A 24,216-nucleotide genomic window follows, 5' to 3' on the forward strand; every position below is an offset into this window, starting at 1 on the left:
TAAAGAGAACAAGAGGTTATTGATGAAAACATTTGGGCAACGCCTTGAAGAAAAGCTGCAGGATCTAAACATCAGCATGTCTGAACTTGCACGACGCACGGGCTTATCCAAGAGCGTGATCAGCAACACGATCAATAACCCGAATCGTGAAATGCGCGTTTCATCTCTGATTTCAATTGCAAGAGTGCTAAAGGTTGACCCTATTTGGCTTTACTCAGGTCGAAGTAGCGGTGATTTACTAAACGACATTCAGTTTAACTCTGACAAAGTTCCTGTCTGGACGCTTTCAGATGTGGAAAATCTGGCTACCGAAATGCTACCTAACATGGATAGTGGTAGGTATGTAGTCGCCGAAAATCAGAGTCATAGCATTGCTATCGAGTCCAGCAATGAGCATCTGTCAAAATCTGGGATAGTCGTAGGGGACATATGCATTATCAATTTGGCTGACCGGACCCCTGAAGATGGTGCCGTAATGCTGATCCAACTAGCCAAGAGTGGCCAGGCTCGCTTGTTACGCGCGATGGCTGGCATTGACGGCTGGGTATATGGTGTTGATGACCCAAGACTTGGGACAGTAACCTCTAACGAGGTTACTGTTTTAGGTAAATTATCCGAACTGAGACGTAGCGAGATCAAGTAACAGCCTACTGACTTTCCAAGTCCAGTTCACACGAACCCGCCTAGGCGGGTTTTTTGTTGTTCAAAAAAGTATCGTTTATTTTGGAGATCGATATTGCCTGTTCGCTCTTTATGAACTACGATGCCCATATCGTACTCTTAAGAGAACGGCAGCTTGACAACAAACAACTGAGCAATCAACCGCATGAGCATTGCCTCAGTGCTCAACCGGTTGAAACGAATCATCGGCCACCAGCAACAGGACCCGCCCTTTAACCAGGGCATGCGCCTCACCAGCGCGTAAGAACGACAAAGCCCGCACAAGGCGGGCTTCGAAGGACCGAGGGGACCAACCCCCAGTCGGTGTGCCAGGGGACCAACCCCGGCAACAGGACCCGACCACGCCAAAGCGCGGAAGGAGTTAACGAGGACCAACCCGTCAACAGGAGTAAATGTACCATGGCCAAGAGCATGTTATCCAGAGCTGCAAAACGTGCAGACCAGATTATTGCGACTATCGCCGATCAGCTGAACGGCAATGCTGCTCGCCGTTGCGCCATCAAGCAGCGTCTCCATGTGGCCATGCTGGCCGCAGAGCAACACCACATTGTTGCCGCCCGCGCCGCCCAGAAGCGCATCACCAGCTTCACCAGGCACAGCGCCCTCCTCCACTGGCGCATCGATTACCGCCGCAACGCGGTCTGATTTCTCGGGTCTGGCGCTTCCCTCATAGCGCCGTAGCCAAAGCCTCTTTCTCAAGCACCGCAAGGATGCTTTGGCTAACTGCAACCTGAATTCAGCGTTGCATCGCTCTTTAACAACCAGAACCCGGCTCACAACCACAAATCCCGATGCCGGTAGGGATGCGCTGATAACCCGTAGAACCGGAATGCAGTGTGTGAATGTGAACGGCGGCCACTAGCAACAGTGGCCAGCCTGGAGCCCCTTGCAACAGGGGGTTGCAGGCTGGGTGATACCAGATTGCTTTGGGGGATAGCTTCCTTCCCCCCCACAAGATAGACTTCAAGTGACTAAACCCAACTGCATATAGGTCTGATTAATCCGGTCATGGAACGTATTCACTCACTCAACCTCGCTCGAATTAAATGGTGTTGTGCCGATCGCGGTGTGGCAGAGGATGAACTCGCCCATGAATTAGGTATTGCCCCGGCCGCCTTCGCAAAAACGATGACAGGTGAAGCGGGTCTTACATTCAATCAGTTACGTAATCTGGCAGCCTTCTTTGGGCGTGGCGTCCTGTTCTTTATGGAACCAGGTGATGTCAACGCGGAACAAGTACATTCGCCACAATTCCGGACTCTCACCAACCAAAAGCCTGAGCTCTCCAATCAGGTGAGGCTGTTGATTGAACGAGTTGAACAACAACAGGCAACATTCCTGGCTTTGCGCGAAGAACTTTCACCAGAAGGTGTCACAACGTTTACGCCGCCAGACCTAGCAGGATTGAGTATTCCAAAGGCAGCTAAGGTTGTCAGACAATGGCTTGACCTAAAGGATCGCAACGATTTTGACCGTTACCGCAAGGCGATAGAAGCCTGCGGCATTTTGGTCTTCCGTAGTAACGGCTACCACGGGAAGTGGCAGATCGCCAAGCAAAGCCCAATCCTCGGATTTTCGCTCTACGACCCGGAATGTCCTGTTATTGTTGTCAAAAAGCAGGATCACGAATCTCGTCAAAACTTCACGCTGATGCATGAACTCGGCCACCTGCTACTGCACCGTACCAGTTCGATTGACGATGACGGTGACCTGCATGCTTCGGGAGGAGCAGAACGCGAAGCAAATGCGTTTGCCGGACACCTGCTTGTACCTGATGAGTTTCTATCGAGTATCGCTGACGATCTGCGCCCTGACGATGTGATTGGCTACGATGATTGGCTTAAACCTCAACGTGATGCTTGGGGTGTCAGTGGGGAAATGATCCTGAGACGTTTATTGGATTCAGGGCGCCTTCATGCCGAAGACTATGCAGCATATCGCTCTTGGATCAGCAAACAGATATGGCCAGAAAAAGAGGGCGGAAGCCGCAGTTATCGCAGTCGTGAACCGATCCATGTATTCGGTGATGGTTATGTTCGCACTGTGCTTGATGCGTTGAACTCACGCCGCATCACCTTGGCTAAAGCTAGTAATTACCTAGATAACTTGAAGATCGCCGACCTGCATAAGCTGGAGCAATACTATGCAGGTATTTGATGCGTCATCCATAATCTATGCATGGGACAACTATCCAATAGACCAATTTCCTGCATTATGGGAATGGATGGCTGAGCGAGTCCAGAAAGGCCTGATCATTATGTCTCAGGTAGCTATCGAAGAAGTGGGACATAAATACCCTGAATGTGAAATTTGGCTTACCAAAGCTGGCCTTCATAAAACCCCGGTCAACCAGCAAATTTTGTTTCAAGCATTACATATAAAGCAGTTATTAGGCATTAACGATAAATATGGTAGTGGTGTGGATGAGAATGACCTTTTCATTATTGCCACTGCTAAGGTTCATGCCTGTGAACTTGTAACTGATGAGAGTTTTCAGCTCACGCCCAACAAACTGAAAGCTAATTGGAAAATCCCCGCCGTTTGTAGAATGAGTGACGTGAACGTCACATGTACCAGTTTCCTTAATTACTTAAAGAAATCTGGAGCAGTCTTCGGTTGATAGCTATACATCCTCAATTCTCAATCTGACAATTCCAGATTCTCCTAGCAACCCCGACCCTCGCGTCGGGGTTTCTTTTTTCACCACCACAGGACCCAACCATGAGCAAACGTACCGAGCAATGCAACGAGACTATCCCCCAACTCAATGACGAATGCCGCAAGCGCCTGCGCCAGTTGCGGGAACGACTTGGCCTCAGCCGGCCGAAATTTGCCGACCTGCTGGGGATCCCTGCAACAACGCTCAAGAACTACGAACTGAACTACCGGGAGATTGGCGGCGGCACTCTGTTGCTGCTCGCCCAGCATCCAGAGCTATCAGTTCACTTCCAGTGGCTGCTCACCGGCCAGGGGAATGAGCCTGTTAAATTGGAGACATCGAAATGAAGGTGCTTGGCCTCAGTAACCCTCGCAGCATCGAGAACATCGCGGTCCAGCGCAGAGTGGTATCCATCCACATGCAGAATGATGTGATTGGCGATCGCCGATTCTTTCCCGAAGTTGCACAAGCTCTTCGCGAGATTGCACAAGCTCTGGACGATGGCCTCATTGGTAACGAAGCCGCGGACTTTGTAAGGAGCTCCGGAGGGACGGAAATCACCATTCACGGATATAGCCTTTTCATGGGCGCCAGTGTGGTTGAACAGAAAGCCCAATCCGAAGAAAACCTACCGCTCCTGGTATTTCAGGTAAGGAGCCGTGACGGGAGAGTCATCAACATCTACAGCAATGGCTTCATCGACGGTGATGGAACTGCCGAATTTGGCTTCGTCAGGAACTACTTCACCCCTCGATTCGATGCGATCAGAGGGTTACTCGCTCGGGTGAAGGACCGAGGGATCCCCGATGACGAGCTTGAGCGAATTTTCGCTGGCTTTTGATGGCATCTCGCAAGGCTCCGCATTAAGCGCCAACGCTATCGGTTCAAACTCATCAGAAAGAAAGTAAGTCACCTGCTTATGGTCATCACTGAGAACCGAGAACACCTTGTGCCCAAAAGTGCCTTGACCAATTAACACACTGTCCCACTGAGTAATTTGCTTGTATTCGGCACTACTAGTGCTGTCCGTAACCACCTTAAACCACGCCATAACTCCTCCAGCAAACGAAGCGTCAAATGATACCAAATTAACGCTTCTAGTCTCTGAATACCACCACAGGACCCAGACCATGAAACAACTCACCGAAGCCCAGGTGCAGGCATTTCGCTGCGCCATGCTGCCACCGAGCCGCCACCCCTACCCCCTCGACCATGCCCCTTCCAACATAGACCGCAGTGAAGCAAGCCGCAGTACGAGCACCCGCCGTGCCATCGAGGAGTATCACGCACAGCGCGCCCTGCGCCTTGAAATGGAGCTGTAACCATGACCAGTGAAACCACACTGCTTGCCCTGCTTGACAGCAAAGAGGCCGAAGCCAACGCCAAGGCTGAATGGATTGCCGAGTGGGTAGAGGCTAATAGCCTCCCGCTGCTATCAGGCCAGCTCGATATCGATGTAGACACTCTGCAGGCCGAAGCGAATCCCGACCAGAAAACTCGCTTTAATCAAGCCGTTTACCTACTGATGGTAACTGGCGACAAAGTGTCGATCGCTCTCCATATCCGGCTACTTCTGGAAGAAGGGCTGACCGAGCTGGCACAGAGCGCATGGAATGACCATGTTGCCGCACTACAGGACACTATGAACGCCGAGCAGTGGGAGCAATACCAGCAGAGGAGCGCAGCATGAACACCCTTGTTGATACCAGACAAACCCTCCCACACGGCATGGTGCTGGGTCTCTCCAATGAGGAGTACCACGCTGGCCCGGGCGTCAGTAAGTCTCAACTGGACGACATTGCCCAGAGTCCGGCCACCTACCTCTGGCGCAAAAGCGCGCCGGTCGATGAGGAAAAGCTCAAGGCGCTGGACATGGGCTCCGCCCTGCACTGCCTGCTGCTAGAGCCGGAAGAGTTCAAGGACCGCTTCATTATCGCCCCTGAATTCAACCGCCGCACCAACGCTGGCAAGGACGAAGAAAAGGAGTTTCTGGCCAACTGCGTCGAGCTGGGCAAGACCATCATCTCGTTCGAGGATGACCGCAAACTGCAGCTGATGCGCGAAAGCGTATTCGCCCACCCGGATGCACGCTGGCTGCTGGAGCAGGACGGGATCTGCGAGGGGTCGCTCTACTGGACTGACCGCGAGACAGAAGAGCTTTGTCGCTGCCGCCCAGACAGGATGCTGACCGGCCACCCTATTCTTGCCGATGTGAAGAAGGTGGACGACATGGGTCGCCTTAGGCGCCATGTCGAGGAGTTCCGCTACCACGTTCAGGACGCCATGTACTCCGATGGATATCGGGAAATCTACGGCGAGATACCGGACTTCATCTTTATCGCGGTCAGCTCATCCATTGAGTGCGGCCGCTACCCGGTGCGGGTTCGCCCGCTGGAGCAGGAGTGGAAAGAGGCAGGCTTTGACCTCTACCGCCGCGACCTACGCAAATTCCACGAGTGCCGAGTTAACAACGACTGGCACGACCTGATACCACTTAACCGCCCAGAATGGGCAAGGAAGGCAGCGTGAGTAACCTCGCAACCATCAAACAACAGGCGGCCGAAAACTTCGCCGGCCAGTTCCCCATCTTGGCCCAGCGCGGCATTGACGAGCCGACTTGGAACGCCCTGTGCAACACCATCTACCCGGGCGCCAACCCTGACTCTGTGGTGATGGCCATCGACTACTGTAAGGCGCGTGGGCTCGACATCCTGCTCAAGCCGGTTCATCTGGTGCCCATGCAGGTCACCGATGCGCGTACCAAAGAGAAGGTTTGGCGCGATGTGCCGATGCCAGGTATTGGGATGTACCGCATTCAGGCTGATCGCTCTGGCAACTACGCCGGTGCCGATGAGCCGGTGTTTGGCCCGGATGTAGTTGAGGAGTTCCAAGACCCCTACAACACACAAAACAAGATCACCTTCACCTACCCACAGTGGTGCAAGTACACCGTCTACAAGATGATTGACGGTCAGCGGGTTGCCTTCCACGCCCTGGAGCGCTGGAAGGAGAACTACGCCACCCAGAGCAGCAAGAGCGAATGCCCCAATTCCATGTGGCGCAAGCGCCCCTATGCCCAGCTGGCCAAGTGTACCGAGGCGCAGGCACTGCGTAAGGCGTGGCCAGAGATTGGCAGCGAGCCGACCGCCGAAGAGATGGAGGGCAAGGAGATCTTCATCAACGAGATCCCGGGCTCTCAAGTCCAGCAGCCGAAGGCCACCAATCGCACGCTCGCAGCCATGAAAGGTAGCGTGGAGCAGCCGATCACCATCGAAGCCGAAGCGCAGCAACCCCTTGATACCAGCGAGCCGGTTGACCACGCCAACGCCTACGCCGACCACTGCGCCGCTATCGAAGCAGCAAGCGATACCGTCGAATGGCAGCAGGCCTATACCAGCGCCTGGGCATGGGCCAGCGAAACCGGCGACCAAGCCATTGCCGACGGCATCAAGCAGGTTGCTGGCGAGCGCAAAGCCCAGCTCAAGAAGGCCATGTAACCCAACTCACTCTCACCAGCCCGCCAACCCGCGGGCTTTTTTATTCCGAAGGACCCGCCATGACCGAACAAGCCAAGACCGACACCGCCCAGACCCAGCTGGTTGTAATTGACCCCACCACCGCAGTTGCCCTGTTCACCGAGGGAGATGGCATCAACGCCATGCTGGCAGACATTCGCCAGAAAGCAGCCAGCCTGGTGCCTGATGTCACCACCGCCAAGGGGCGCAAGGAGATTGCCAGCGTCGCCTATGCCGTAGCCAAGACCAAAACCTATCTGGATGGTCTCGGCAAGGATTTGACCGCCAAGTACAAGGAAATCCCGGCACGCATCGATGCCAACCGCAAGCTGATCCGCGACACCCTGGATGCCCTGAAAGACGATGTACGCAAACCTCTGACGCAATTTGAAGAGGCAGAAGCAACCCGGGTTGCCGGCCTCAATGCCCGCCTCGCCCGTCTCAATGCGTTGGGTGCCGCAGCCAGCAGCGATATCGCATCGGTAGACCTGCAAGCCATGCTGCTGGAGGTGGAGCAAGCCGAGCTGGATAACAGCTGGCAGGAGTTGCTGCCGCAGGCGACCGTAGCCAGGGAGCTGGCAACCAAACGACTGAGTGAGAAGCTGGCGGCCCGTCAGAAGTATGAGGCCGAGCAAGCAGAGCTGGAGGAGCTGCGCAAGAAGCAGGCCGAGCAGGATCGCATCGACCACGAACGCCTGATAGCAGAGCAAGCTGCTGAAAACGCCCGTATCCAGGAAGAAGAGCGTCAACGCCTCGAGCGTGAAGCTGCACAACACCGTGAGCAAGAGGCGCTTCGCCAAGCCAATGAGGCACTCGAGCGCGAGGCTCAAGCCAAACGTGATGCCGAAGCCTCCGAGCTGGCCCGCCAGCAAGCAGAAGACAATGCTGCACGTCAGGCAGAAGAAGCTGCAGCCCGCGCAGCGGAACAGGAACGCCAACGTATTGCCGATGAACAGCGTCTCAAGGATGAAGATGATGCCCGCCGCCTTGCCGACCGTGATCACCGCGGCCGGATCCACGGCTCAATCATGATGGACATGATGGGGCTCGGCATTGAGGAAGAGAACGCTATAAGCCTCATCGCCCACATAGCCAAGAACCAGATCGCGCACCTGAGCATCAACTACTGAACACAGAGGAGGTACCTTGATGGCTGATTTCCGAGGTTCAACCACTCCTTCCGGTACCCGAGATCTCACCCAGACTCCCATGTTCCTTTTTAGAGCGTTGGATCGGGAATTCCACTTTGCCCTCGATGCGGCTGCCCTGCCAGAAACAGCCTTATGCCAGCACTACCTGACGCCCGGCATTGATGCCCTCAGCGTGGATTGGGGTGACTTCATCAGCCCCTTTCTACGCGCGCCCTGGGCTTGGCTCAACCCACCCTATTCCGATATCGGTCCATGGGTAGATAAAGCCATCGAGCAGCAACGTAAGGGGATCGGTACCGTCATGTTGGTACCGCAGGACACCAGCACTGAGTGGTACCCGGGGGATTTGGCCAGCGAGGTTCGCCACATCAAGGGTTACCACGATGAACATGGCAAATGGCGCAATGGCCGGATCAACTTCATCAACCAGGCCACTGGCAAGGAAATGAAGGGAAACCCCAAAGGATCGATGCTGCTCATCTTCGCCCCGAACTGGCGAGGCACCTGCCGGATTTCAGATGTAAGTAAGCAATCCCTAATGCTCGCCGGAGCAGAGCCCATCGGCGCCGCAGCCTGATACCCCCAAATCATCCACTGCCAGGCACACAGAAACAGTGGATAACTTTTAGGCACACCATGAAAAACCTTGAATCGCCCTACCCCGGCGCCGTGATCGCCGGGCTAGGTGTCGTCATGCCCCTTTCATCATAACCCGGGAAGTTCGTCTTGCCGGGTGGGATTATATGTAATCGCCAAAAAACTGAAGAGGCAGCCAAGAAAGCCAGCATCTAACCGACCCAAAGGACTCGACCATGAGATTTGCGAACCTAAAGACTCACCGTTTCACCAGCCCGTTCGAGTTGACCACCCTAAGCGGTAAGGAGAATTGATGAAGCGATATGACTGCACCATACACGACAAGCGTGGCGCGTTTGGACTCTGCATGGAAGCACGCAGCGAGGGGCAGTTCGTCCCCTTCACCAGAGTTGAGCAACTGCAGGCCAAGATCAATGGCCTGCTGGAAGAGCGCAACACCACCGGACTGGCAATTAACAAGGCAATTCTCTCCGGCATCGTGCCAGATCAGCATCCGATACGCTCGCGACTGGAGCTGCTGGCCAATCACCACAAACGCGAGCAGGCACAGGCCGACTTGGTAAGCCGCATGGTTACCATTATGAAGCTTGCAGGAGAAGTGCCTGAGAAGGATGCACTTAACCCAGTGCAGGCGTGGATGTATGACGCCATTACCACCATGGCAGGGCAGCGACCAAAGCAATCAGTAGCTGTCACCGAAACCATCCGTACCGCACCGGAGCGCATCTGGCTGCAGGTTGGCGACCAGAGCCACTACCACAGCGAGCCATTCCCGAGCGATACCAGCGAGGTGAGCTGGTGCGCGGACTCGGTGGTTGGCTGCGAGGTACCGTATGTGCGGGCGGATCTGGCTGGCAAGATGCCAGACCATCCCAAGCGGTCGCTCAACATGACACTCAAGCAAGCCGATGAAATGGATCGACAAAGTAAGGCGAGAGAAGTGTTGACCGAAGTAAAGCGGCTGCGAATTGAGCTGGCCCGTAACGTGGCGATCGGTCAGCGCTTGCTAGGAGAGCAGATGGACTGTTTTGATGCGATAGAGAAGCTGAATGAAGAGCTGCGCAAGCTGATCGGTGAGGGGTAGGGGCAAGGTGACAGCAGTGTTTATAAAGGCATTATCCACTCTCACATGCTGCACCTTCCACGCACATTTACAGCCAGCAGGTGCTGATTAACGGCTCTTCCTTCAACCCAATTGGCGCCCCATCCTCAAGGACAGGAGGGCCACGCCATGCAACAACTACAACTCATCGACCAGAGCAGCCAACTGCTGGATGACCTGGTAAATACCATACTCTCCCCCACCCTTTCCCAAGCAGCCAAGCTCAGTGAGATCGGCCGCATCCTAGCTCACTTCGATTTGCCTATCGAAGCCCCCAGGGTTGCCGGCCAGCTCTGGAGCGCCACCGAACTGGGCAAGGAGTTGGGGGTGAGTGCCCAAGCCATCGGCAGGCTGGCCAACCAGCACAACCTTAAACGCCCCGCGTTCGGGGAGTATCGCCTTGACCAGGCGAGCAGCAGCAGAAAGCAGGTGGAGTGCTTTCTCTACAACCGAGCAGGACGGGATGAAATCACCAAACTAACGAGGACCACCGACCATGGAAAGCCCACTAATCGTAAGCGATCAGGAGATCGAGCAGCTCACAGGGTACAAGCTACCATCGAAGCAGTGCAAGGCGCTGGAGAAGGCCGGGATCAGGTTCTTGCGTCGCCCTGATGGTCGCCCATCCACCACGCGCGAGTGGCTCACGGGAAGCGCAAGCCATCACCCAGTGAACAATGATAGCAATAACGGCTTTAACCTTGAGGCACTCAGCTGATGGCCAGGACTAGATCCAACCCTGCAGACAACTGGTTGCCACCACGTTGTTACATCAAGGGCCCAAGCATAGTGTTCCGCCCCGTAGGGGGCGGTTCAATCAAGTTATGCGCGGCAACGGTAAAACAATCCGAGGTCTGGGCCGCATACGAAAAGCTGATCGATCAACGAGTGGCTACACACACTGTGGCGGCCATGATCGAGGAGTTCTTCCTGTCTGCAGATTTTGCCGATCTGGCAAAGAACACCAAGCTGGACTATCGGAAGCACAGCAAACCGGTGCTGCTGGTATTCGGAAAAATGGCGGCCGATGCGGTAGAACCGAAACATGTCAGGGCGTACCTGGATAAGTGCGGGCTAAAGAGCCGCATTCAGGCTAATAGAGAAAAGGCATTTTTTTCACGGGCATATCGCTGGGCATATGAACGTGGGCGGGTAAAAATCAACCCATGCCAGGGAGTGAGACAGTTCAAAGAGAAGGCGCGAACGCGCTACATCACAGACACGGAATATCAAGCTGTTTACAATCTGGCTCCTCCAATGATCCAGATCGCCATGGAGCTGTCTTACCTGTGCGTGGCACGGAAGGGAGACGTTCTGGCCATGCGATGGGAGCACATTCTTGATGATGGTGTCTTCATCCAGCAAGGAAAAACTGCCGTCAGGCAGGTAAAGATGTGGTCACCGAGGCTCAAGGCTGCCATAGAGGCAGCTGGCAATCTGGCGAAGCACAGCATTGCTGGGTTCGTATTGTCTAAACCAGATGGGCAGGCTTATACCAGCAATGGGTTTGATGCCGCTTGGCGCAACACAATGTTACGGGCAAGAGAGATAACGAAGATGCCGCTTGATTTCACATTCCACGATATCAAGGCAAAAGCCATTTCAGATCTGGGTGGTTCAAGCAGGGATAAACAGCAGATAAGCGGACACAAAACAGAGGGGCAAGTGCAGGTGTATGACAGGTCAATCAAGCGCGTGCCGACAGTAGAAACCGCCAGAAAAAATGTGCCTGATATTCCCTCGCCATATTCCCCCGATATTCCCCAAGGAGTTAAGGGCGGGGGCTAATGCTTGGTAAGTCTTTGATTTTAATGGTGCCCGAGGCCGGAATCGAACCGGCACGACGCGAACGTCGAGGGATTTTAAATCCCTTGTGTCTACCGATTTCACCACTCGGGCACCGCAATCGGTATCAAGCTCGCGTGGCGGGCTTGTCAATATGGAGGCACGTTCCGGAGTCGAACCGGACTAAACGGATTTGCAATCCGCTGCATAACCGCTTTGCTAACGCGCCATACAAAAGAGAGTTGGCTCTCTATTGTCTGAATTTGGAGCGGGAAACGAGACTCGAACTCGCGACCCCGACCTTGGCAAGGTCGTGCTCTACCAACTGAGCTATTCCCGCATTGGTCTGGCTGACTGCCTGACTACGAGGACGCATTCTAGCGATGTTCCTCGCCCAGTCAACCAGAAATATTTAATTACCTGATCGTTCGGGCATTTTTTGCCCTTTTTGAACAGTTTTAGCGCCTTTGGCCGTTTCCTGCCTCAAATCAGCGGAAACCTCACCTTGCGGCGCATGTGACTCACAGGTTGGCGTGGTGGGTCAAATCGCCCCAGGCAGCCTTCATGTACTGGAACATCGACCAGAAGGTGAGCACGGTTGCGACATAGAGCATCACATAGGCGAGCCACACCATCCAGACGTTGTATTGCCAGATAAGACCGGTGAGTGACACCATCTGGATCATGGTCTTCCACTTGCCAATCCAGCTGACCGCCACCGAGGATCGTTTGCCGAGCTCGGCCATCCATTCGCGCAGGGCGGAGATGATGATCTCGCGGCCAATCATGGTCATGGCAGGAATGGTGACCCAGATGGTGTTGTAGTGTTCGACGATGACCACCAGTGCGGCGGCGACCATGATCTTGTCGGCAACGGGGTCGAGGAAGGCGCCAAAGGCGGTGGACTGATTGAGCTTGCGGGCCAGATAGCCATCAAACCAGTCGGTGGCAGCGGCCAGAATAAAGATGATGGCGGCAGCCAGATAGGACCACTGGTAAGGCAGATAGAACAGGATGACGAAGACGGGAATGAGCAAAATCCGGAAAAACGTCAACAGGTTAGGTATGTTTGTCATTATTTTTTCAGCCACTTCTTGTACGTCGCTACATAGTGCGCCAAAGCCGATTTGCGATGCAACCGCACTGGCGCCCGTCTTGGTCTTTTTAATCCATCAATCTTCTCAAAATGCGAGGGCCATTATGGCATTTACGGCCCCCCCGCGTCACGGCTCTTGTGCATCAAGGAGTTAGCGATGTTGCCATGCCGCTAACCCTGCTCAAGCGCTGTGCAAGCCATCGTGGATGGTCTGGGCCAGCTCCTGACTGATGCCAGGTACCTTGGCCAGTTCATCCACGCTCGCCTTTTTGACCTCCTGCAGGCCGCCCAGATATTTGAGCAGCGCCTGCCGCCGCTTTGGCCCCACCCCCGGAATATCCTCCAGACTGCTGCTGGTGCGGGCCTTGGCCCGTCTGGCCCGGTGACCGGTAATGGCAAAACGGTGGGATTCATCGCGAATATGCTGAATAAGGTGCAAAGCGGGCATATCTGCCGGCAAATGCAGCTCTTCGTGGCTCTCCCCCATGATGAGAGTTTCCAGCCCCGCCTTGCGGGTGACCCCCTTGGCAATCCCCACCAGCAGCGGATATTTGCCGCCGAGGAACTCCAGCTGTCGGGCCAGGATCTCTTCGGCGCGGCGCAACTGACCGAGGCCACCGTCGATAAACAGCACGTCCGGCACCTTGTCCGGCTCCTGCTGCTTGCCAAAGCGGCGCTCCAGCGCCTGCTCCATCGCCGCGTAGTCATCACCGCCGGTGATACCGTCGATATTGAAACGACGATATTCCGATGAGAGCGGCCCCTCCCGGTTGAACACCACGCAAGAGGCTACCGTGCGCTCCCCCATGGTGTGGGAGATATCGAAACACTCCATGCGGGCGATGGGGCGCTCCAGCTCCAGCAGCTCTTCCAGCTGGTCGTAGCGAGCAGTCATGGTGCTCTTGTGAGCCAGCCGTGATCGCAGTGCCGTCTCTGCGTTGATGGAGGCGAGCTTGATAAAGCGGGCCCGCTCGGCGCGAGTTCGGCTCACCACCCGCACCTTGTAGCCTGCGGTCTGGCTCAGGGTCTCGGCGATGACGTTTTCGTCCTCAAGGGCCACATCGAGCAGCACCTCGCTCGGGATCTGCCGCCCCCCCTGCCCCGACAGATAGAACTGCAGCAGGAAGGATTGCACCACCTCGTCGAGCGGGGTGTCGGCCGGCACTTTCGGGAAGTAGCTGCGAGAGCCCAGCACCTTGCCCTGACGGATAAAGAGCACGTGGATGCAAGCAGCACCTTGCTGGAAGGCGACCCCCACCACATCGAGTTCGTCCAGCACGTTGCCGCTCACCGACTGCTGCTCGGTGACCCGGCGCAGCGCCAGGATCTGATCCCGATAGCGGGCTGCCTCTTCAAAGCGCAGATCGCCGCTGGCGGACTCCATCTTGCCCACCAGCTCGCCAATCACCTGCTGGTTCTTGCCCGCCAGAAACAGCTTGGCCAGCTCCACCTGCTGGGCATATTCGGCCTCGCTCACCAGTCCGGGCACGCAAGGGCCGGCGCAACGCTTGAGCTGATAGAGCAGGCAGGGACGGGTGCGGTTGGCATAGACCGCATCCTCGCACTGACGCACCGGAAAGATCTTCTGCATCAGGTACAGGCTCTCGCGCACTGCGCCACCGGAAGGATACGGGCCAAAGTACTCCCCTTTCACCTTGCGGGCACCGCGATGGACACCGATGCGTGGATGCTGGTGCGCGGTGATGATGATCCAGGGGTAGGATTTGTCGTCCCGCAGCAGCACGTTGTAACGGGGCTGGTACTGCTTGATCAGGTTGTGCTCGAGGATCAGCGCCTCGGTCTCGGTGTGGGTGACGGTGACCTGGATATCTGCGATCTGGCGCACCAGGGTACGGGTCTTGATGCTGTCGACGTTGGTGCGAAAGTAGGAAGCGAGCCGCTTTTTCAGATCCTTGGCCTTGCCCACATAGATCACGATGCCACCGCTGTCATACATGCGGTAGACGCCACTCTGATGGGTGACGGCGCTCAGAAACGCCTTGCTGTCGAAGAGAGGTTCGGGAGAGAGGGTCATCAGCTACTCGGCTCACACAAAGGCAAAAATTGACGGGCAGAGCATACTGCCCTCGCCACCTGAAAAGCAAAGGGGCAAAAAAGCAAAAAGGCGGCACTCGCCGCCTTTGTGACCACACGCCACCCGATTAGAGGGTATCGGCATCCAGCATGCCATAGCGAATGGCCAGATGAGTCAGTTCCACGTCACCGTTGATCCCCAGCTTGCTGAACAGACGATAGCGGTAGCTGTTGACCGTCTTCGGGCTCAGGTTGAGCTGCTCGGAGATATCGGTCACCTTCTGCCCCTTGGTGATCATCATCATGATCTGCAGCTCGCGCTCGGAGAGGGACTTGAAGGGATTCTCGTCAGCTGAGGCAAACTGGCTGAGTGCCATCTGCTGGGCAATCTCCGGGGAGATGTAGCGCTGACCGGAGTGCACCAGTCGGATCGCCTGGATCATCTCGTCAGGGGCTGCCCCCTTGGTCAGGTAACCGGCGGCGCCCGCCTGCATCACCTTGGTGGGGAACGGATTTTCTGAATGAATGGTCAGCACTATGATGCGTACATCGGGGCGGATCCGCAGAATTTTGCGGGTCGCTTCCAGACCACCAATACCCGGCATGTTCATGTCCATCAGGATCACGTCCGGATGGTGTTGGCGACAAAACGTAACTGCGGTCTCGCCGCTCTGTGCTTCGCCCACCACCTTGATCCCACGCACATCTTCAAGAATGCGTCTTATCCCTGTACGCACCAGCTCATGATCATCGACCAGGAATACATTTATCACCCAAACACCCCGTTTTATCTCGTTTTAGCCGCCCGGTTAGGGTTAACAGGGCGTCTTGCATCATAACCAAACTCGTCGCTTTGGCAAACCATGCACGCCAAAAGTTTGAGAAAACCCATGTTTAGCGTTTAAAATCAAATAATTATATAAAATTTCAAAACAAAAAACGGTGCCTTGCGACACCGTTTTTCGTGACTTTCGTGCAGTGACCATCACTTGGCCAAGAACGCGCGCACCTTCTCCAGATCGGCCTGGGTATCCACCCCGACCGGCGGCGCTTCAAGGGCCTGGGCGACGTGGATCTTCTCCCCGTACCAGAGCACCCGCAGTTGCTCCAGCGCCTCGACCTGCTCCAGCACGCTCGGTGCCCAGTCTACGTAACGCTGGATAAAGCCGGCGCGATAGGCGTAGATACCGATATGACGCTGGTAGTGGTCACCAATCTGCTCGTGACTGTTGGCAAAGCGATCCCGATCCCAGGGAATGCTGGCGCGACTGAAGTAGAGGGCGTAGCCATCCTTGTCAGTCACCACTTTCACTGCGTTCGGATTGAACGCCTCTTCGGCATCCTTGATCGGCACCGACAGGGTCGCCATCGGCGCCGTGGCGGCAGCCAGATTGTCCGCCACCTGACGAATGATGGCGGGTGGAATGAGCGGCTCATCCCCCTGCACATTGACGATGATGGTATCGGCGGCAAAGCCGTAGTGACGGCACACCTCGGCCAGACGCTCGGTGCCGGACTGGTGATCCGGTGAGGTCATGCACACCTCGACGCCGGTGCTCAGCAGTGCCTGCTGCACCCGATCGTCATCGGTGGCGACGATCACCCGATCGGCACCCGATTGCAGCGCTTTTTCCACCACGTGCTGCACCATGGGTTTGCCATGGATATCCGCCAGCGGCTTGCCCGGCAGCCGGGTGGAGGCGTAGCGGGCCGGAATGACGACGACGAAACTCATGACGGCAGCTCTTCGCTATTGAGCGGACGGGCGCGGTTCTCCAGCAGCACCGGGATCCCCTCTTCCAGCGGATAGGCCAGCTTGTCAAAGCGGCAGACCAGCTCATGAACTGCTTTGTTGTAGTGCAGCTTACCCTTGCAGACCGGGCAGGCGATGATGTCGAGCAACTTGATGTCCAAAGCCAAAACGATACTCCTTCAACGATGTCGCGCTGGCGGCTTCATCACGCCAGCGATGGATGTCGAGCAACCAGCTATTCCATACGGGGCATATCACCCCCCTGCTCCCCCGCCGAGGCGAGAGAGATTAATCTTGTGCCTTGGTCGCGCCCTTCGCCTTCCCCCCCAGCTTGTGCAGCAGGGTATCGAGCAGGGAGGCGGGCAACTCGGCGCTGACCGGCAGATACCACCAGTTATCGAGGGCAAACGGGCGGCACTTGACCGCATCCTTCTCGGTCATCAGCAGCGGCTTGCTGGCAAAGCGGCCCACCAGCTCATCCCGATCGAAGGGGTGATGATCGCCGTAGGCGGCCTGCTGATCAAGCTGATAGCCGAGCCCATCCAGGGTGGCAAAGAAGCGGGGCGGATGACCAATCCCCGCCAGCGCATCGACCGGCTCTGACAAGGGGGCGGCCAGCGGTGCATCGTCACGCACCCGGCGCGGGGTGTCGGCGACCAGTTGCATGGGGTACTCCCCCTTGCCCGGCTCGCCGCCATTGCAGATGATGGCGTCCACCCGTTTGAGCCGGGTGACCGGCTCGCGCAGCGGCCCCATCGGCAACAGGCAGGCGTTGCCAAAACGGCGCGCTCCGTCCACCACCACCAGTTCGATGTCGCGGGCCAGCGCATAGTGCTGCAGGCCGTCGTCGGTGATGATGATATCCACCTCGCCGCTCTGCTCCAGCAGTCGTACAGCGTCGGCCCGTTGCGGGGCGACCACCACCGGACAGCCGCAGCGCCGGGCAATCAGCACCGGCTCATCTCCGGCCTGCGCAGTGGTGCTAGTCTTATCCAGCCGATAGGGGTAATGGGGCGCCTTGCCACCATAACCACGGCTCACCACCCCGGGGCGATAGCCGCGGGCTTGCAACTGCTCCACCAGCCAGACCACCACCGGCGTCTTGCCGTTGCCCCCCACCGAAATATTGCCCACCACAATGACCGGCAAGGAGGAGCGATACCCCTTGCGCCAGCCATGACGATAGGCGTAACGGCGAATGCCGCTGATGATGGCAAACAGCAGGGCAAAGGGGGCCAGCAACCAGCGCCAGCCACTTTTGCGATACCAGAGCCGTTCCAGCATCAGGCCTTGCTTCCCGCGTTGCCAAACTGAATGGCGCGCAGCTGGGCATAGGTGCCGCGCTGCTCCATCAATGCTTCGTGGTTGCCGCGCTCGACGATATGGCCTTCGTCGATCACCAGGATCTCGTCCGCCTTCTCGATGGTGGAGAGACGGTGGGCGATCACCAGCGAGGTACGGGCCTTGCAAAGCTCATCGATAGCCGCCTGAATGTGGCGCTCGGACTCGGTATCGAGGGCCGAAGTGGCCTCATCCAGCAGTAGAACCGGCGCATCGCGCAGCAGAGCGCGGGCGATGGCAACACGCTGACGCTGACCACCGGAGAGGGATGCCCCGTTCTCGCCAACCACAGTGTCATACCCGTTGCTCATCTTGCTGACGAACTCGTCGGCGTGAGCGATACGGGCGGCCTGCACGATCTGGTCGCGGCTGTATTTCTCTTCTGCCGCGTAGGCGATGTTGTTGGCTACCGAGTCATTGAACAGGTGAACATGCTGGGAGACCAGTGCGTACTGCTTGCGCAGCTCGCTCAACTTGTATTCGCGGATGTTGATGCCGTCGAGCAGGATCTCCCCCTGATCGATGTCGTAGAAGCGGGTCAGCAGGCTGGCGATGGTACTCTTGCCAGAGCCGGAACGGCCCACCAGCGCCACCGATTTACCCGCCTCCACCTTGAAGCTGACGTTATGCAGCGCCGGGGTGTCCTTGGTCGGATAGGTAAAGGTGACGTTGCGAAACTCGATCTCACCGCGGGCACGCTCCAGAGTGCGGGTGCCGGTATCCTGCTCCGGCTCGCTGTCGAGCAGGCCAAACAGACTGTGACAGGCGGTGATGGCGCGCTGGAACTGGTTGTTGACGTCGGTCAGGCTTTTCAGCGGCTTGAGCAGCATCATCATGGAGGTGATCATGACGGTAAACGTACCGGCAGTCAGCTCGCTGCGCACACTGTCGATGGTGGCAACATAGAGGAAGGCCGCCAGCGCGATGGAGGCAACCATCTGCACCACAGGACTGCCGATGGCATCGGCGGCGACCATCTTCATGGTCTGCTGGCGCATGTTGTTGCTGACCTGGAAGAAGCGCTTCTCTTCCACCTTCTGGCCACCAAACATCAGCACCTCTTTGTGCCCTTTGAGCATCTGCTCGGTGGAGGTGGTGATATCCCCTACCGCCTGCTGGATGTGACGGCTGATCTGGCGGAAACGGCGGCTGATAAGGCCGATGATAATGCCCACCAACGGGCCCACCACCAGGAAAATCACCGACAGCTGCCAGGAGTGCCAGAACATCAGGCCGAGCAGACCGACCACGGTCGCCCCTTCCCGCACCAGGGTCACCAGCGTAGTGCTCGCCGCCGAGGAGACCTGACTGGCGTCATAGGTCACCTTGGAGAGCAGATGACCGGTGTTCTGACGGTCGAAGAAGCTCATCGGCATCGCCACCATGTGATTGAACACCTGCTGTTGCAGACGCATCACCACGTGGTTGCCGACCCAGGCCATGCAGTAGTTGGAGAGAAAGTTGGCGACACCGCGCAGGGCCACGATGCCGAGGACGAAGAAGGGCATCCATTTCAAAACGGTGCTGTCGTTGCCATTAATGCCCTGATCGATCAGCGGCTTGATGGAGTAGACAAAGGTGGTATCCACGGCGGCGTAGCCCAGCATCCCGATGATGCCACCGACCAGGCCCAGCTTGCGATCACGGACATAACCGAGCAGGCGTTTGAATACTGGCCAGCTCTCTTGTGAGGTTTCTTGTTGCATGAATAGCCGTTAGTAATGGAAATGACGGGCTATTCTAGCCAAAGCGCAGGCTTACACCAAGCGCCGCCACCTATATCGCATTCCTACACGGCAGAAATGGCGGATTATTGTTCAAACCACACTCGCGGTCTCCACCAGTCGCCACTACGTCGGTACCAGGGCCCCAGCTCTCGCTCGGCGGTGACGCTCAAGCCCGCTGCTGTGGGTTCGACCAGCATCGCCCCTTGCTGGCCGGTGATCCACTGGCGGGCATCCCGATAGCGGGCCACCACATCGGGACGGGGAAAGCCCCACTGATTCATAAAACCGGCGCTGTGGATCACCTCCTGCGCCGCCACCGCCGCGACAAACGAGGGCGTGGAAGAGGTGCGACTGCCATGATGGGGGCTCACCAACAAGGTGCTGGCCAATCCCTTTCCCTCCAGTGCCACCAGCCGTTGCTCGGCTTGCCGCTCGATATCGGCGCTCAGCAGCACGCTGCGCAGCCCATCGCTGATACGCACCACGCAGCCATCGTTATTGCGCCCGCCACCGGGGCGCTCGGGCCAGAGCACTGCAAACGAGAGCCCCTGCCAGCGCCACTGTTGCCCACGCTGGCAGAGCGTCGTTCCCTCACTGAAGGGATAAGAGGAGAGCTCGTAGCGCACCGGCATGGCGCTGAGCAGTCGCTTGCGATTGCCGGCATGGTCCCGATCCTTGTGGCTGATGATGAGACGATCGATGACCCGGATCCCCAGATGGCTCAGCTGGGGCAGGATCACCGCGTCCGCCATGTTGTAGCCTCCGGGATAGCGATCACCGGTGTCATAAAGGATGGCACGCTCCCCCTTGCTGATCAGCACCGCCAGCCCCTGCCCCACATCCAGCACCCGCAGTTGCCAGCGGACTGGCGTTGGCCAGAGCGCCAACAACAGCACACACAGACCCGGTAGCCAGAGCCAGCGTGCCGGGCGCCACTGTGCGGCGAACCAGAGCAGCAACAGCAAGGTGCAGAGTGGCAGCCACCAGGCGGGTAGTGGCCACCACAGTTGCAGTTGATCGGAAAGCCAGCTCAGGATGGTCAGCACCCACCCGAGCCCCAAATCCGCCAGCCAGAACAGGACATAGGCAAGCGAGGTGGAAAGCGGCGCAAGCAGCACACCGATCAGGGCCAGCGGGATGATGGCGATACAAAAGAGCGGCACCGCCAACAGGTTGATCACCATGGCGAGGGGCGCGATCCCCTCGAACAACGCCAGTTGCAGCGGCAGCAGACCGAGCAACAGCCAGAGCTGGATCTGCCAGAGCCCCGGCTTGTCGTGGACATATCCCACCAGCAGCAAGATGGCCACCGCCAGAAACGAAAGCCAGAAGCCGGCCGAATAAAGTGCGAAGGGATCCCAGAGGGTCAATACCACAAAGGCCCACAGCCAGATGCGCCAGGCCGGCCACTCCCGCCGGCTCCAGCGCAGCACACTCCACACCAGTACCATGATCAGGGCCCGCTCGGTGGCCACCGCAAACCCGGCCAACGCGCTGTAGACGGCGGCAAACAGCAGGGAGGTGATGATGGCGCCACGCAGGCCAAACAGCCAGCCCAACCACCACCCGAGCACCGCCACCAGCGCAATGTGTTGCCCTGAAATGGCGATGATATGGGTCAGTCCGCTGCCGCGAAACAGCTCCCACTGGGCATCCGTGATTCCACTCTGCTCGCCAAAAGTGAGCGCCGCCAGCAAGGGAGCATAATCAAGCGGACGCCAACTCTCGGTCGCGGCCCCCAACCAGCGTTCACGCCACCCCGCAGGTGCCTGTTGAATATCTATCACCCGACGCAAATTGCCGGTGGCGGTGATCCCCTTGCCCAGCAGCAGACGCCGCCCATCCAGCCCCGCCTCGTTGGCCAGACCGTGAGCCGGTTTCAACGAGGTCACCAGGGTGATCCGGCTGCCCACTGTCATGGCGGGTAATGCCTGATAGGCATTGACCCGGATCAGGGGCTCAGGTGTCACCGGTTGCTCGTCGAGGGTGCTCACCCGCAGCAGCAGCCGGACAAATTTATCCCCCTCGGGCTCTGCACTTTGCAGCTGTGCGGTTATCATGTGGCTCGTCTGATCGCCCAACCGCTCCAGCCAGGCCAGCCGATAGGCAAGATTGGCCTGCATCCAGAGGATGCCGAGCAGGAGAAACAGCCACCGCCAGGCACGGCAATATGCAAGGGGGATCAGCAGGGACAGCAACAGGCCCCCCCATGCGAGTGAAGGTAACCATGGCCAGAGCAGTGAGGAGCTTGCCCCCAGGGCAAACGACAACAGACGCAGATCCATGGAGCAAGTATTTAGCAAGGTTTCAATATGCCCAAACGACTCATTAAACGCTGGATGCCCGATCAGCAAACCCTGAAAGAACACAAGCACCTGCGGCTGTTCGGCAAACTGCTGCTCGATGCCAACCTCTGGCACCTCAACCGCCGCTCGGCCGCCGGGGCATTTGCGGTGGGCCTCTTCATGGCCTGGGTGCCGCTCCCCTGCCAGATGCTGCTGGCGGCCGGTGGCGCCATCCTGTGCCGGGTTAATCTGCCGCTCTCGGTGGCGCTGGTCTGGCTCTCCAACCCCTTTACCATGCCACCGCTCTTTTATGGTGCCTATCTGGTAGGTTGCCAGTTGCTGGGCCACCCGATGCAGCAGATAGAGATTGAATTTACCTGGCAGTGGCTCGCCTCTGTGTTCCAGACGGTCGCGCCGCCCCTGCTTCTGGGCTCTCTGGTGCTGGCCCTGCTCAGTTCCCTTATCGGCTACACCCTGATCCGTACCTTCTGGCGGATCAGCACGGTGCGCCAGTGGCAAAAACGCAAGATGGCCCGCCCATGCTGAGTCGCTGGTTTGCCCGCTTCAAGCTCGATCCCGACACGCTTCGCCAGCAGAAGTGGTTTGCCCTGTTTGGTGAGCGACTGCTCGCTCCGGCCCTCTGGCAAGGGGGTGCTCGCGCCCTGAGTGGCGCGGTGGCGGCCGGGATCTTCGCCTGCTGGTTCCCCATCCCGATGCACTCGCTCATCGCCGTCGGGCTGGCGCTGGCATTCAGCCTCAACCTGCCGCTGGCACTGCTGGCAGTCTGGTTCAACAATCCGCTGACCCTGCCATTCATGTATCTCTACGCCTATCGCACCGGCTGTCTGGTGCTGCACAAGACGCCGGAGCCTTTCCACCTCAGCTGGACCCTGCACTGGCTGGAGCAGGAGGCGGCCACCCTGGTGCCTCCCTTCCTGCTCGGCAGCCTGCTGCTGGCGATACTCACCGCCCTGAGCGGCGGCGCCCTGACTGCGCTGCTGTTGCAACTGCGCAAGCTGTGGCAAGGTGCCCGCCAACAGTGAGTCCCCCTTCCCATTGTTTGACTGTTTGACGATCAGCCGTTGGCGATCAAAAAAGCCCGTCACCAAGGTGACGGGCTTTTTCATGGCATAGAACCAGAGCGCAAGGCAATGCGATTACAGCACCTTGGCGATCGCCTCGCAGAGGGGATCGATATTGGCGCGGGTAATACCGGCTACGCTGATCCGACCGGAGCCGACGATGTAGATGGCAAATTCGCTCTTGAGGCGCTCAACCTGATCCTTGGAGAGACCGGAGAAGGAGAACATGCCGTTCTGCTCGCGGATAAAGCTGAAATCCTGGCTCACGCCGAGGGCCGCCAACTTCTCTACCAGCAACTCGCGCATCTCGCGAATACGAACCCGCATCGCGGCCACCTCGTCGACCCACTCGGCATAGAGAGCCGGATCGCTCACCACGGCGGTGACGACAGCGGCACCGTGTGACGGCGGGTTGGAGTAGTTGGCGCGGATGACGGTCTTGACCTGAGTGAAGGCCACGTCGGCAATCGCCTTGGTCGCGCTGACCAGGGTGAAAGCGCCGACACGCTCGTTGTAGAGGCCGAAGTTCTTGGAGAAAGAGCTCGCTACCAGCAGCTCGTCGTGACACTCGGCGAAGATGCGCAGACCTTCGGCATCCTCTTCGATACCACGGGCAAAACCCTGATAGGCGAAGTCAAACAACGGCAGCCAACCAGCGGCCGCACTCTGCTTGGCCAGTGCGCGCCACTGTTCGCAGGTAGGGTCGATACCGGTCGGGTTGTGGCAGCAGCCGTGCAGCAGCACCAGCTCACCCGGCTGCACTTCGGCCAGCGAAGCCTGCATAGCGGCAAAGTCGAGCCCCTTGGTGGCGGCGTCGTAGTACTTGTACCACTTGACGGTCAGGCCCGCGGCCTGGAATACGCTGACGTGGTTGGCCCAGGTGGGATCGGAGATCCAGATGGTCTTGGCCAGCCCGTTGCGCACCACGAATTCGGCCGCGATACGCAGGGCGCCGGTGCCGCCCGGTGCTTGCGCGGTCTTGGCGCGGCCGCTGGCAACCAGCGCAGAGTGCTGACCGAACAGCAGTTGCTGTACGATGCGGCCATATTCGATATTGCCTTCAATACCGAGGTAGTTCTTGGTCTTCTCGTCGGTCAGCAGCTTCTGCTCGGCTTTCTTGACGCAGTGAAGAATGGGGGTAGCACCGGACTCGTCCTTGTAGATCCCTACGCCCAGATTGATCTTGTGGCTGCGAGAGTCAGCGCGGAAGGCTTCGGTCAGGCCCAGGATCGGATCCGCTGGGGCGGCAACAACCTTTTCAAACATGGTATTCCCTGTATTCCGTTGAGTTCGTTGGGTGGCAAAGCGGCTTGATAAACAAAAGCGCTCATCTGGCGAGCGCTTCGTCAACTCTTTATATCACCGCGTTCAATGGGGGAAAACCGCTTTTTAGCTCGCGTTCGGGCCA

General features: G+C 57.7%; 27 protein-coding genes and 3 tRNA genes. 18 read left to right on the forward strand and 12 right to left on the reverse strand.

Annotation, left to right across the window (positions count from 1 at the left end):
- Positions 1 to 22: 22 nt before the first annotated feature.
- The 16 genes from ACW5W8_RS11430 (at position 23) to ACW5W8_RS11505 (ending at position 11,493) form a co-directional block, all read left to right on the forward strand.
- A complete protein-coding gene (locus tag ACW5W8_RS11430; protein ID WP_498627975.1) occupies positions 23 to 643 on the forward strand; it encodes a helix-turn-helix domain-containing protein in 621 nt (206 codons plus the stop codon).
- A gap of 437 nt (positions 644 to 1,080) precedes the next feature.
- The gene (locus ACW5W8_RS11435; protein WP_498627976.1) at positions 1,081 to 1,326 is read left to right on the forward strand and encodes a hypothetical protein; all 246 of its coding nucleotides are present in this window, start codon (positions 1,081 to 1,083) and stop codon (positions 1,324 to 1,326) included.
- A gap of 363 nt (positions 1,327 to 1,689) precedes the next feature.
- On the forward strand, positions 1,690 to 2,838 hold the full coding sequence (locus ACW5W8_RS11440; RefSeq protein WP_498627978.1) for an ImmA/IrrE family metallo-endopeptidase: 1,149 nt from the start codon (positions 1,690 to 1,692) through the stop codon (positions 2,836 to 2,838).
- Entirely contained in the window at positions 2,825 to 3,301 is a 477-nt protein-coding gene (locus ACW5W8_RS11445) for a DUF4411 family protein (protein ID WP_498627980.1), read from the forward strand. Before ACW5W8_RS11440 ends, ACW5W8_RS11445 begins: the two co-directional genes overlap by 14 nt.
- A gap of 101 nt (positions 3,302 to 3,402) precedes the next feature.
- Positions 3,403 to 3,687 carry a helix-turn-helix domain-containing protein gene (locus ACW5W8_RS11450; RefSeq protein WP_498627981.1) on the forward strand — a complete coding sequence of 95 codons (285 nt, stop codon included), beginning with the start codon at positions 3,403 to 3,405 and terminating at the stop codon, positions 3,685 to 3,687.
- Entirely contained in the window at positions 3,684 to 4,181 is a 498-nt protein-coding gene (locus tag ACW5W8_RS11455; RefSeq protein WP_498627982.1) for a hypothetical protein, read from the forward strand. The genes ACW5W8_RS11450 and ACW5W8_RS11455 overlap by 4 nt, the downstream gene beginning before the upstream one ends.
- Positions 4,182 to 4,470: 289 nt before the next feature.
- Positions 4,471 to 4,662: a hypothetical protein gene (locus ACW5W8_RS11460; protein ID WP_498627984.1), complete on the forward strand. Its 192-nt coding sequence runs from the start codon at positions 4,471 to 4,473 to the stop codon at positions 4,660 to 4,662.
- Positions 4,663 to 4,664: 2 nt separating this feature from the next.
- Positions 4,665 to 5,030 (forward strand): hypothetical protein, encoded by a 366-nt coding sequence (locus tag ACW5W8_RS11465; protein ID WP_498627985.1) that lies wholly within the window; start codon positions 4,665 to 4,667, stop codon positions 5,028 to 5,030.
- The gene (locus tag ACW5W8_RS11470) at positions 5,027 to 5,869 is read left to right on the forward strand and encodes a PD-(D/E)XK nuclease-like domain-containing protein (protein ID WP_498627987.1); all 843 of its coding nucleotides are present in this window, start codon (positions 5,027 to 5,029) and stop codon (positions 5,867 to 5,869) included. The genes ACW5W8_RS11465 and ACW5W8_RS11470 overlap by 4 nt, the downstream gene beginning before the upstream one ends.
- The gene (gene bet / locus ACW5W8_RS11475; protein ID WP_498627989.1) at positions 5,866 to 6,837 is read left to right on the forward strand and encodes a phage recombination protein Bet; all 972 of its coding nucleotides are present in this window, start codon (positions 5,866 to 5,868) and stop codon (positions 6,835 to 6,837) included. Before ACW5W8_RS11470 ends, bet begins: the two co-directional genes overlap by 4 nt.
- A 59-nt stretch (positions 6,838 to 6,896) precedes the next feature.
- Positions 6,897 to 7,985, forward strand: coding sequence for a hypothetical protein (locus tag ACW5W8_RS11480; protein ID WP_498627990.1), 1,089 nt, complete (start codon positions 6,897 to 6,899; stop codon positions 7,983 to 7,985).
- 19 nt (positions 7,986 to 8,004) lie between these two features.
- Complete coding sequence (locus ACW5W8_RS11485) at positions 8,005 to 8,583, forward strand: phage N-6-adenine-methyltransferase (RefSeq protein ID WP_498627992.1); 579 nt, start codon at positions 8,005 to 8,007, stop codon at positions 8,581 to 8,583.
- A 312-nt stretch (positions 8,584 to 8,895) separates the two neighbouring features.
- The gene (locus ACW5W8_RS11490) at positions 8,896 to 9,687 is read left to right on the forward strand and encodes a hypothetical protein (RefSeq protein WP_498627993.1); all 792 of its coding nucleotides are present in this window, start codon (positions 8,896 to 8,898) and stop codon (positions 9,685 to 9,687) included.
- Positions 9,688 to 9,834: 147 nt separating this feature from the next.
- Positions 9,835 to 10,320: a hypothetical protein gene (locus tag ACW5W8_RS11495; protein WP_498628051.1), complete on the forward strand. Its 486-nt coding sequence runs from the start codon at positions 9,835 to 9,837 to the stop codon at positions 10,318 to 10,320.
- A complete protein-coding gene (locus ACW5W8_RS11500) occupies positions 10,235 to 10,423 on the forward strand; it encodes a DUF4224 domain-containing protein (RefSeq protein WP_498628048.1) in 189 nt (62 codons plus the stop codon). The genes ACW5W8_RS11495 and ACW5W8_RS11500 overlap by 86 nt, the downstream gene beginning before the upstream one ends.
- Positions 10,424 to 10,617: 194 nt before the next feature.
- Positions 10,618 to 11,493, forward strand: a complete 876-nt coding sequence (locus ACW5W8_RS11505; protein ID WP_498627994.1) for a tyrosine-type recombinase/integrase — start codon at positions 10,618 to 10,620, stop codon at positions 11,491 to 11,493.
- A 24-nt stretch (positions 11,494 to 11,517) separates the two neighbouring features.
- Here the strand turns inward: ACW5W8_RS11505 and ACW5W8_RS11510 are convergent.
- From ACW5W8_RS11510 to ACW5W8_RS11560, 11 genes are all read right to left on the reverse strand, one after another.
- Positions 11,518 to 11,604 (reverse strand) — tRNA-Leu (locus tag ACW5W8_RS11510).
- Positions 11,605 to 11,645: 41 nt separating this feature from the next.
- Positions 11,646 to 11,719: transfer RNA gene (locus ACW5W8_RS11515), tRNA-Cys, on the reverse strand.
- Positions 11,720 to 11,754: 35 nt separating this feature from the next.
- Positions 11,755 to 11,830 (reverse strand) — tRNA-Gly (locus ACW5W8_RS11520).
- 181 nt (positions 11,831 to 12,011) lie between these two features.
- Positions 12,012 to 12,566, reverse strand: a complete 555-nt coding sequence (pgsA, locus tag ACW5W8_RS11525; RefSeq protein ID WP_031227442.1) for a CDP-diacylglycerol--glycerol-3-phosphate 3-phosphatidyltransferase — start codon at positions 12,564 to 12,566, stop codon at positions 12,012 to 12,014.
- Positions 12,567 to 12,767: 201 nt separating this feature from the next.
- The gene (gene uvrC, locus ACW5W8_RS11530; protein ID WP_498627996.1) at positions 12,768 to 14,621 is read right to left on the reverse strand and encodes an excinuclease ABC subunit UvrC; all 1,854 of its coding nucleotides are present in this window, start codon (positions 14,619 to 14,621) and stop codon (positions 12,768 to 12,770) included.
- A 127-nt stretch (positions 14,622 to 14,748) separates the two neighbouring features.
- A complete protein-coding gene (uvrY, locus tag ACW5W8_RS11535) occupies positions 14,749 to 15,393 on the reverse strand; it encodes a UvrY/SirA/GacA family response regulator transcription factor (RefSeq protein ID WP_005337448.1) in 645 nt (214 codons plus the stop codon).
- 212 nt (positions 15,394 to 15,605) lie between these two features.
- Positions 15,606 to 16,355: a 3-deoxy-manno-octulosonate cytidylyltransferase gene (kdsB, locus tag ACW5W8_RS11540; RefSeq protein WP_498627998.1), complete on the reverse strand. Its 750-nt coding sequence runs from the start codon at positions 16,353 to 16,355 to the stop codon at positions 15,606 to 15,608.
- Positions 16,352 to 16,540, reverse strand: a complete 189-nt coding sequence (locus tag ACW5W8_RS11545; protein ID WP_498627999.1) for a Trm112 family protein — start codon at positions 16,538 to 16,540, stop codon at positions 16,352 to 16,354. The genes kdsB and ACW5W8_RS11545 overlap by 4 nt, the downstream gene beginning before the upstream one ends.
- A gap of 121 nt (positions 16,541 to 16,661) precedes the next feature.
- A complete protein-coding gene (lpxK, locus tag ACW5W8_RS11550) occupies positions 16,662 to 17,657 on the reverse strand; it encodes a tetraacyldisaccharide 4'-kinase (protein ID WP_498628001.1) in 996 nt (331 codons plus the stop codon).
- The gene (gene msbA / locus ACW5W8_RS11555) at positions 17,657 to 19,420 is read right to left on the reverse strand and encodes a lipid A ABC transporter ATP-binding protein/permease MsbA (RefSeq protein WP_498628002.1); all 1,764 of its coding nucleotides are present in this window, start codon (positions 19,418 to 19,420) and stop codon (positions 17,657 to 17,659) included. The genes lpxK and msbA overlap by 1 nt, the downstream gene beginning before the upstream one ends.
- A 104-nt stretch (positions 19,421 to 19,524) precedes the next feature.
- Entirely contained in the window at positions 19,525 to 21,726 is a 2,202-nt protein-coding gene (locus tag ACW5W8_RS11560) for a DNA internalization-related competence protein ComEC/Rec2 (protein ID WP_498628003.1), read from the reverse strand.
- A 27-nt stretch (positions 21,727 to 21,753) separates the two neighbouring features.
- Between ACW5W8_RS11560 and ACW5W8_RS11565 the strand changes: the two genes are divergently transcribed.
- Both ACW5W8_RS11565 and ACW5W8_RS11570 read left to right on the forward strand, forming a co-directional pair.
- The gene (locus tag ACW5W8_RS11565) at positions 21,754 to 22,272 is read left to right on the forward strand and encodes a DUF2062 domain-containing protein (protein ID WP_498628004.1); all 519 of its coding nucleotides are present in this window, start codon (positions 21,754 to 21,756) and stop codon (positions 22,270 to 22,272) included.
- Positions 22,266 to 22,769, forward strand: coding sequence for a DUF2062 domain-containing protein (locus ACW5W8_RS11570; RefSeq protein WP_498628049.1), 504 nt, complete (start codon positions 22,266 to 22,268; stop codon positions 22,767 to 22,769). Before ACW5W8_RS11565 ends, ACW5W8_RS11570 begins: the two co-directional genes overlap by 7 nt.
- 114 nt (positions 22,770 to 22,883) lie before the next feature.
- Here ACW5W8_RS11570 and ACW5W8_RS11575 read toward each other — a convergent pair whose 3' ends face one another.
- The gene (locus tag ACW5W8_RS11575; protein ID WP_498628005.1) at positions 22,884 to 24,074 is read right to left on the reverse strand and encodes an amino acid aminotransferase; all 1,191 of its coding nucleotides are present in this window, start codon (positions 24,072 to 24,074) and stop codon (positions 22,884 to 22,886) included.
- Between the last annotated feature and the right edge of the window lie 142 nt (positions 24,075 to 24,216).

Source organism: Aeromonas aquatilis (assembly GCF_054052405.1).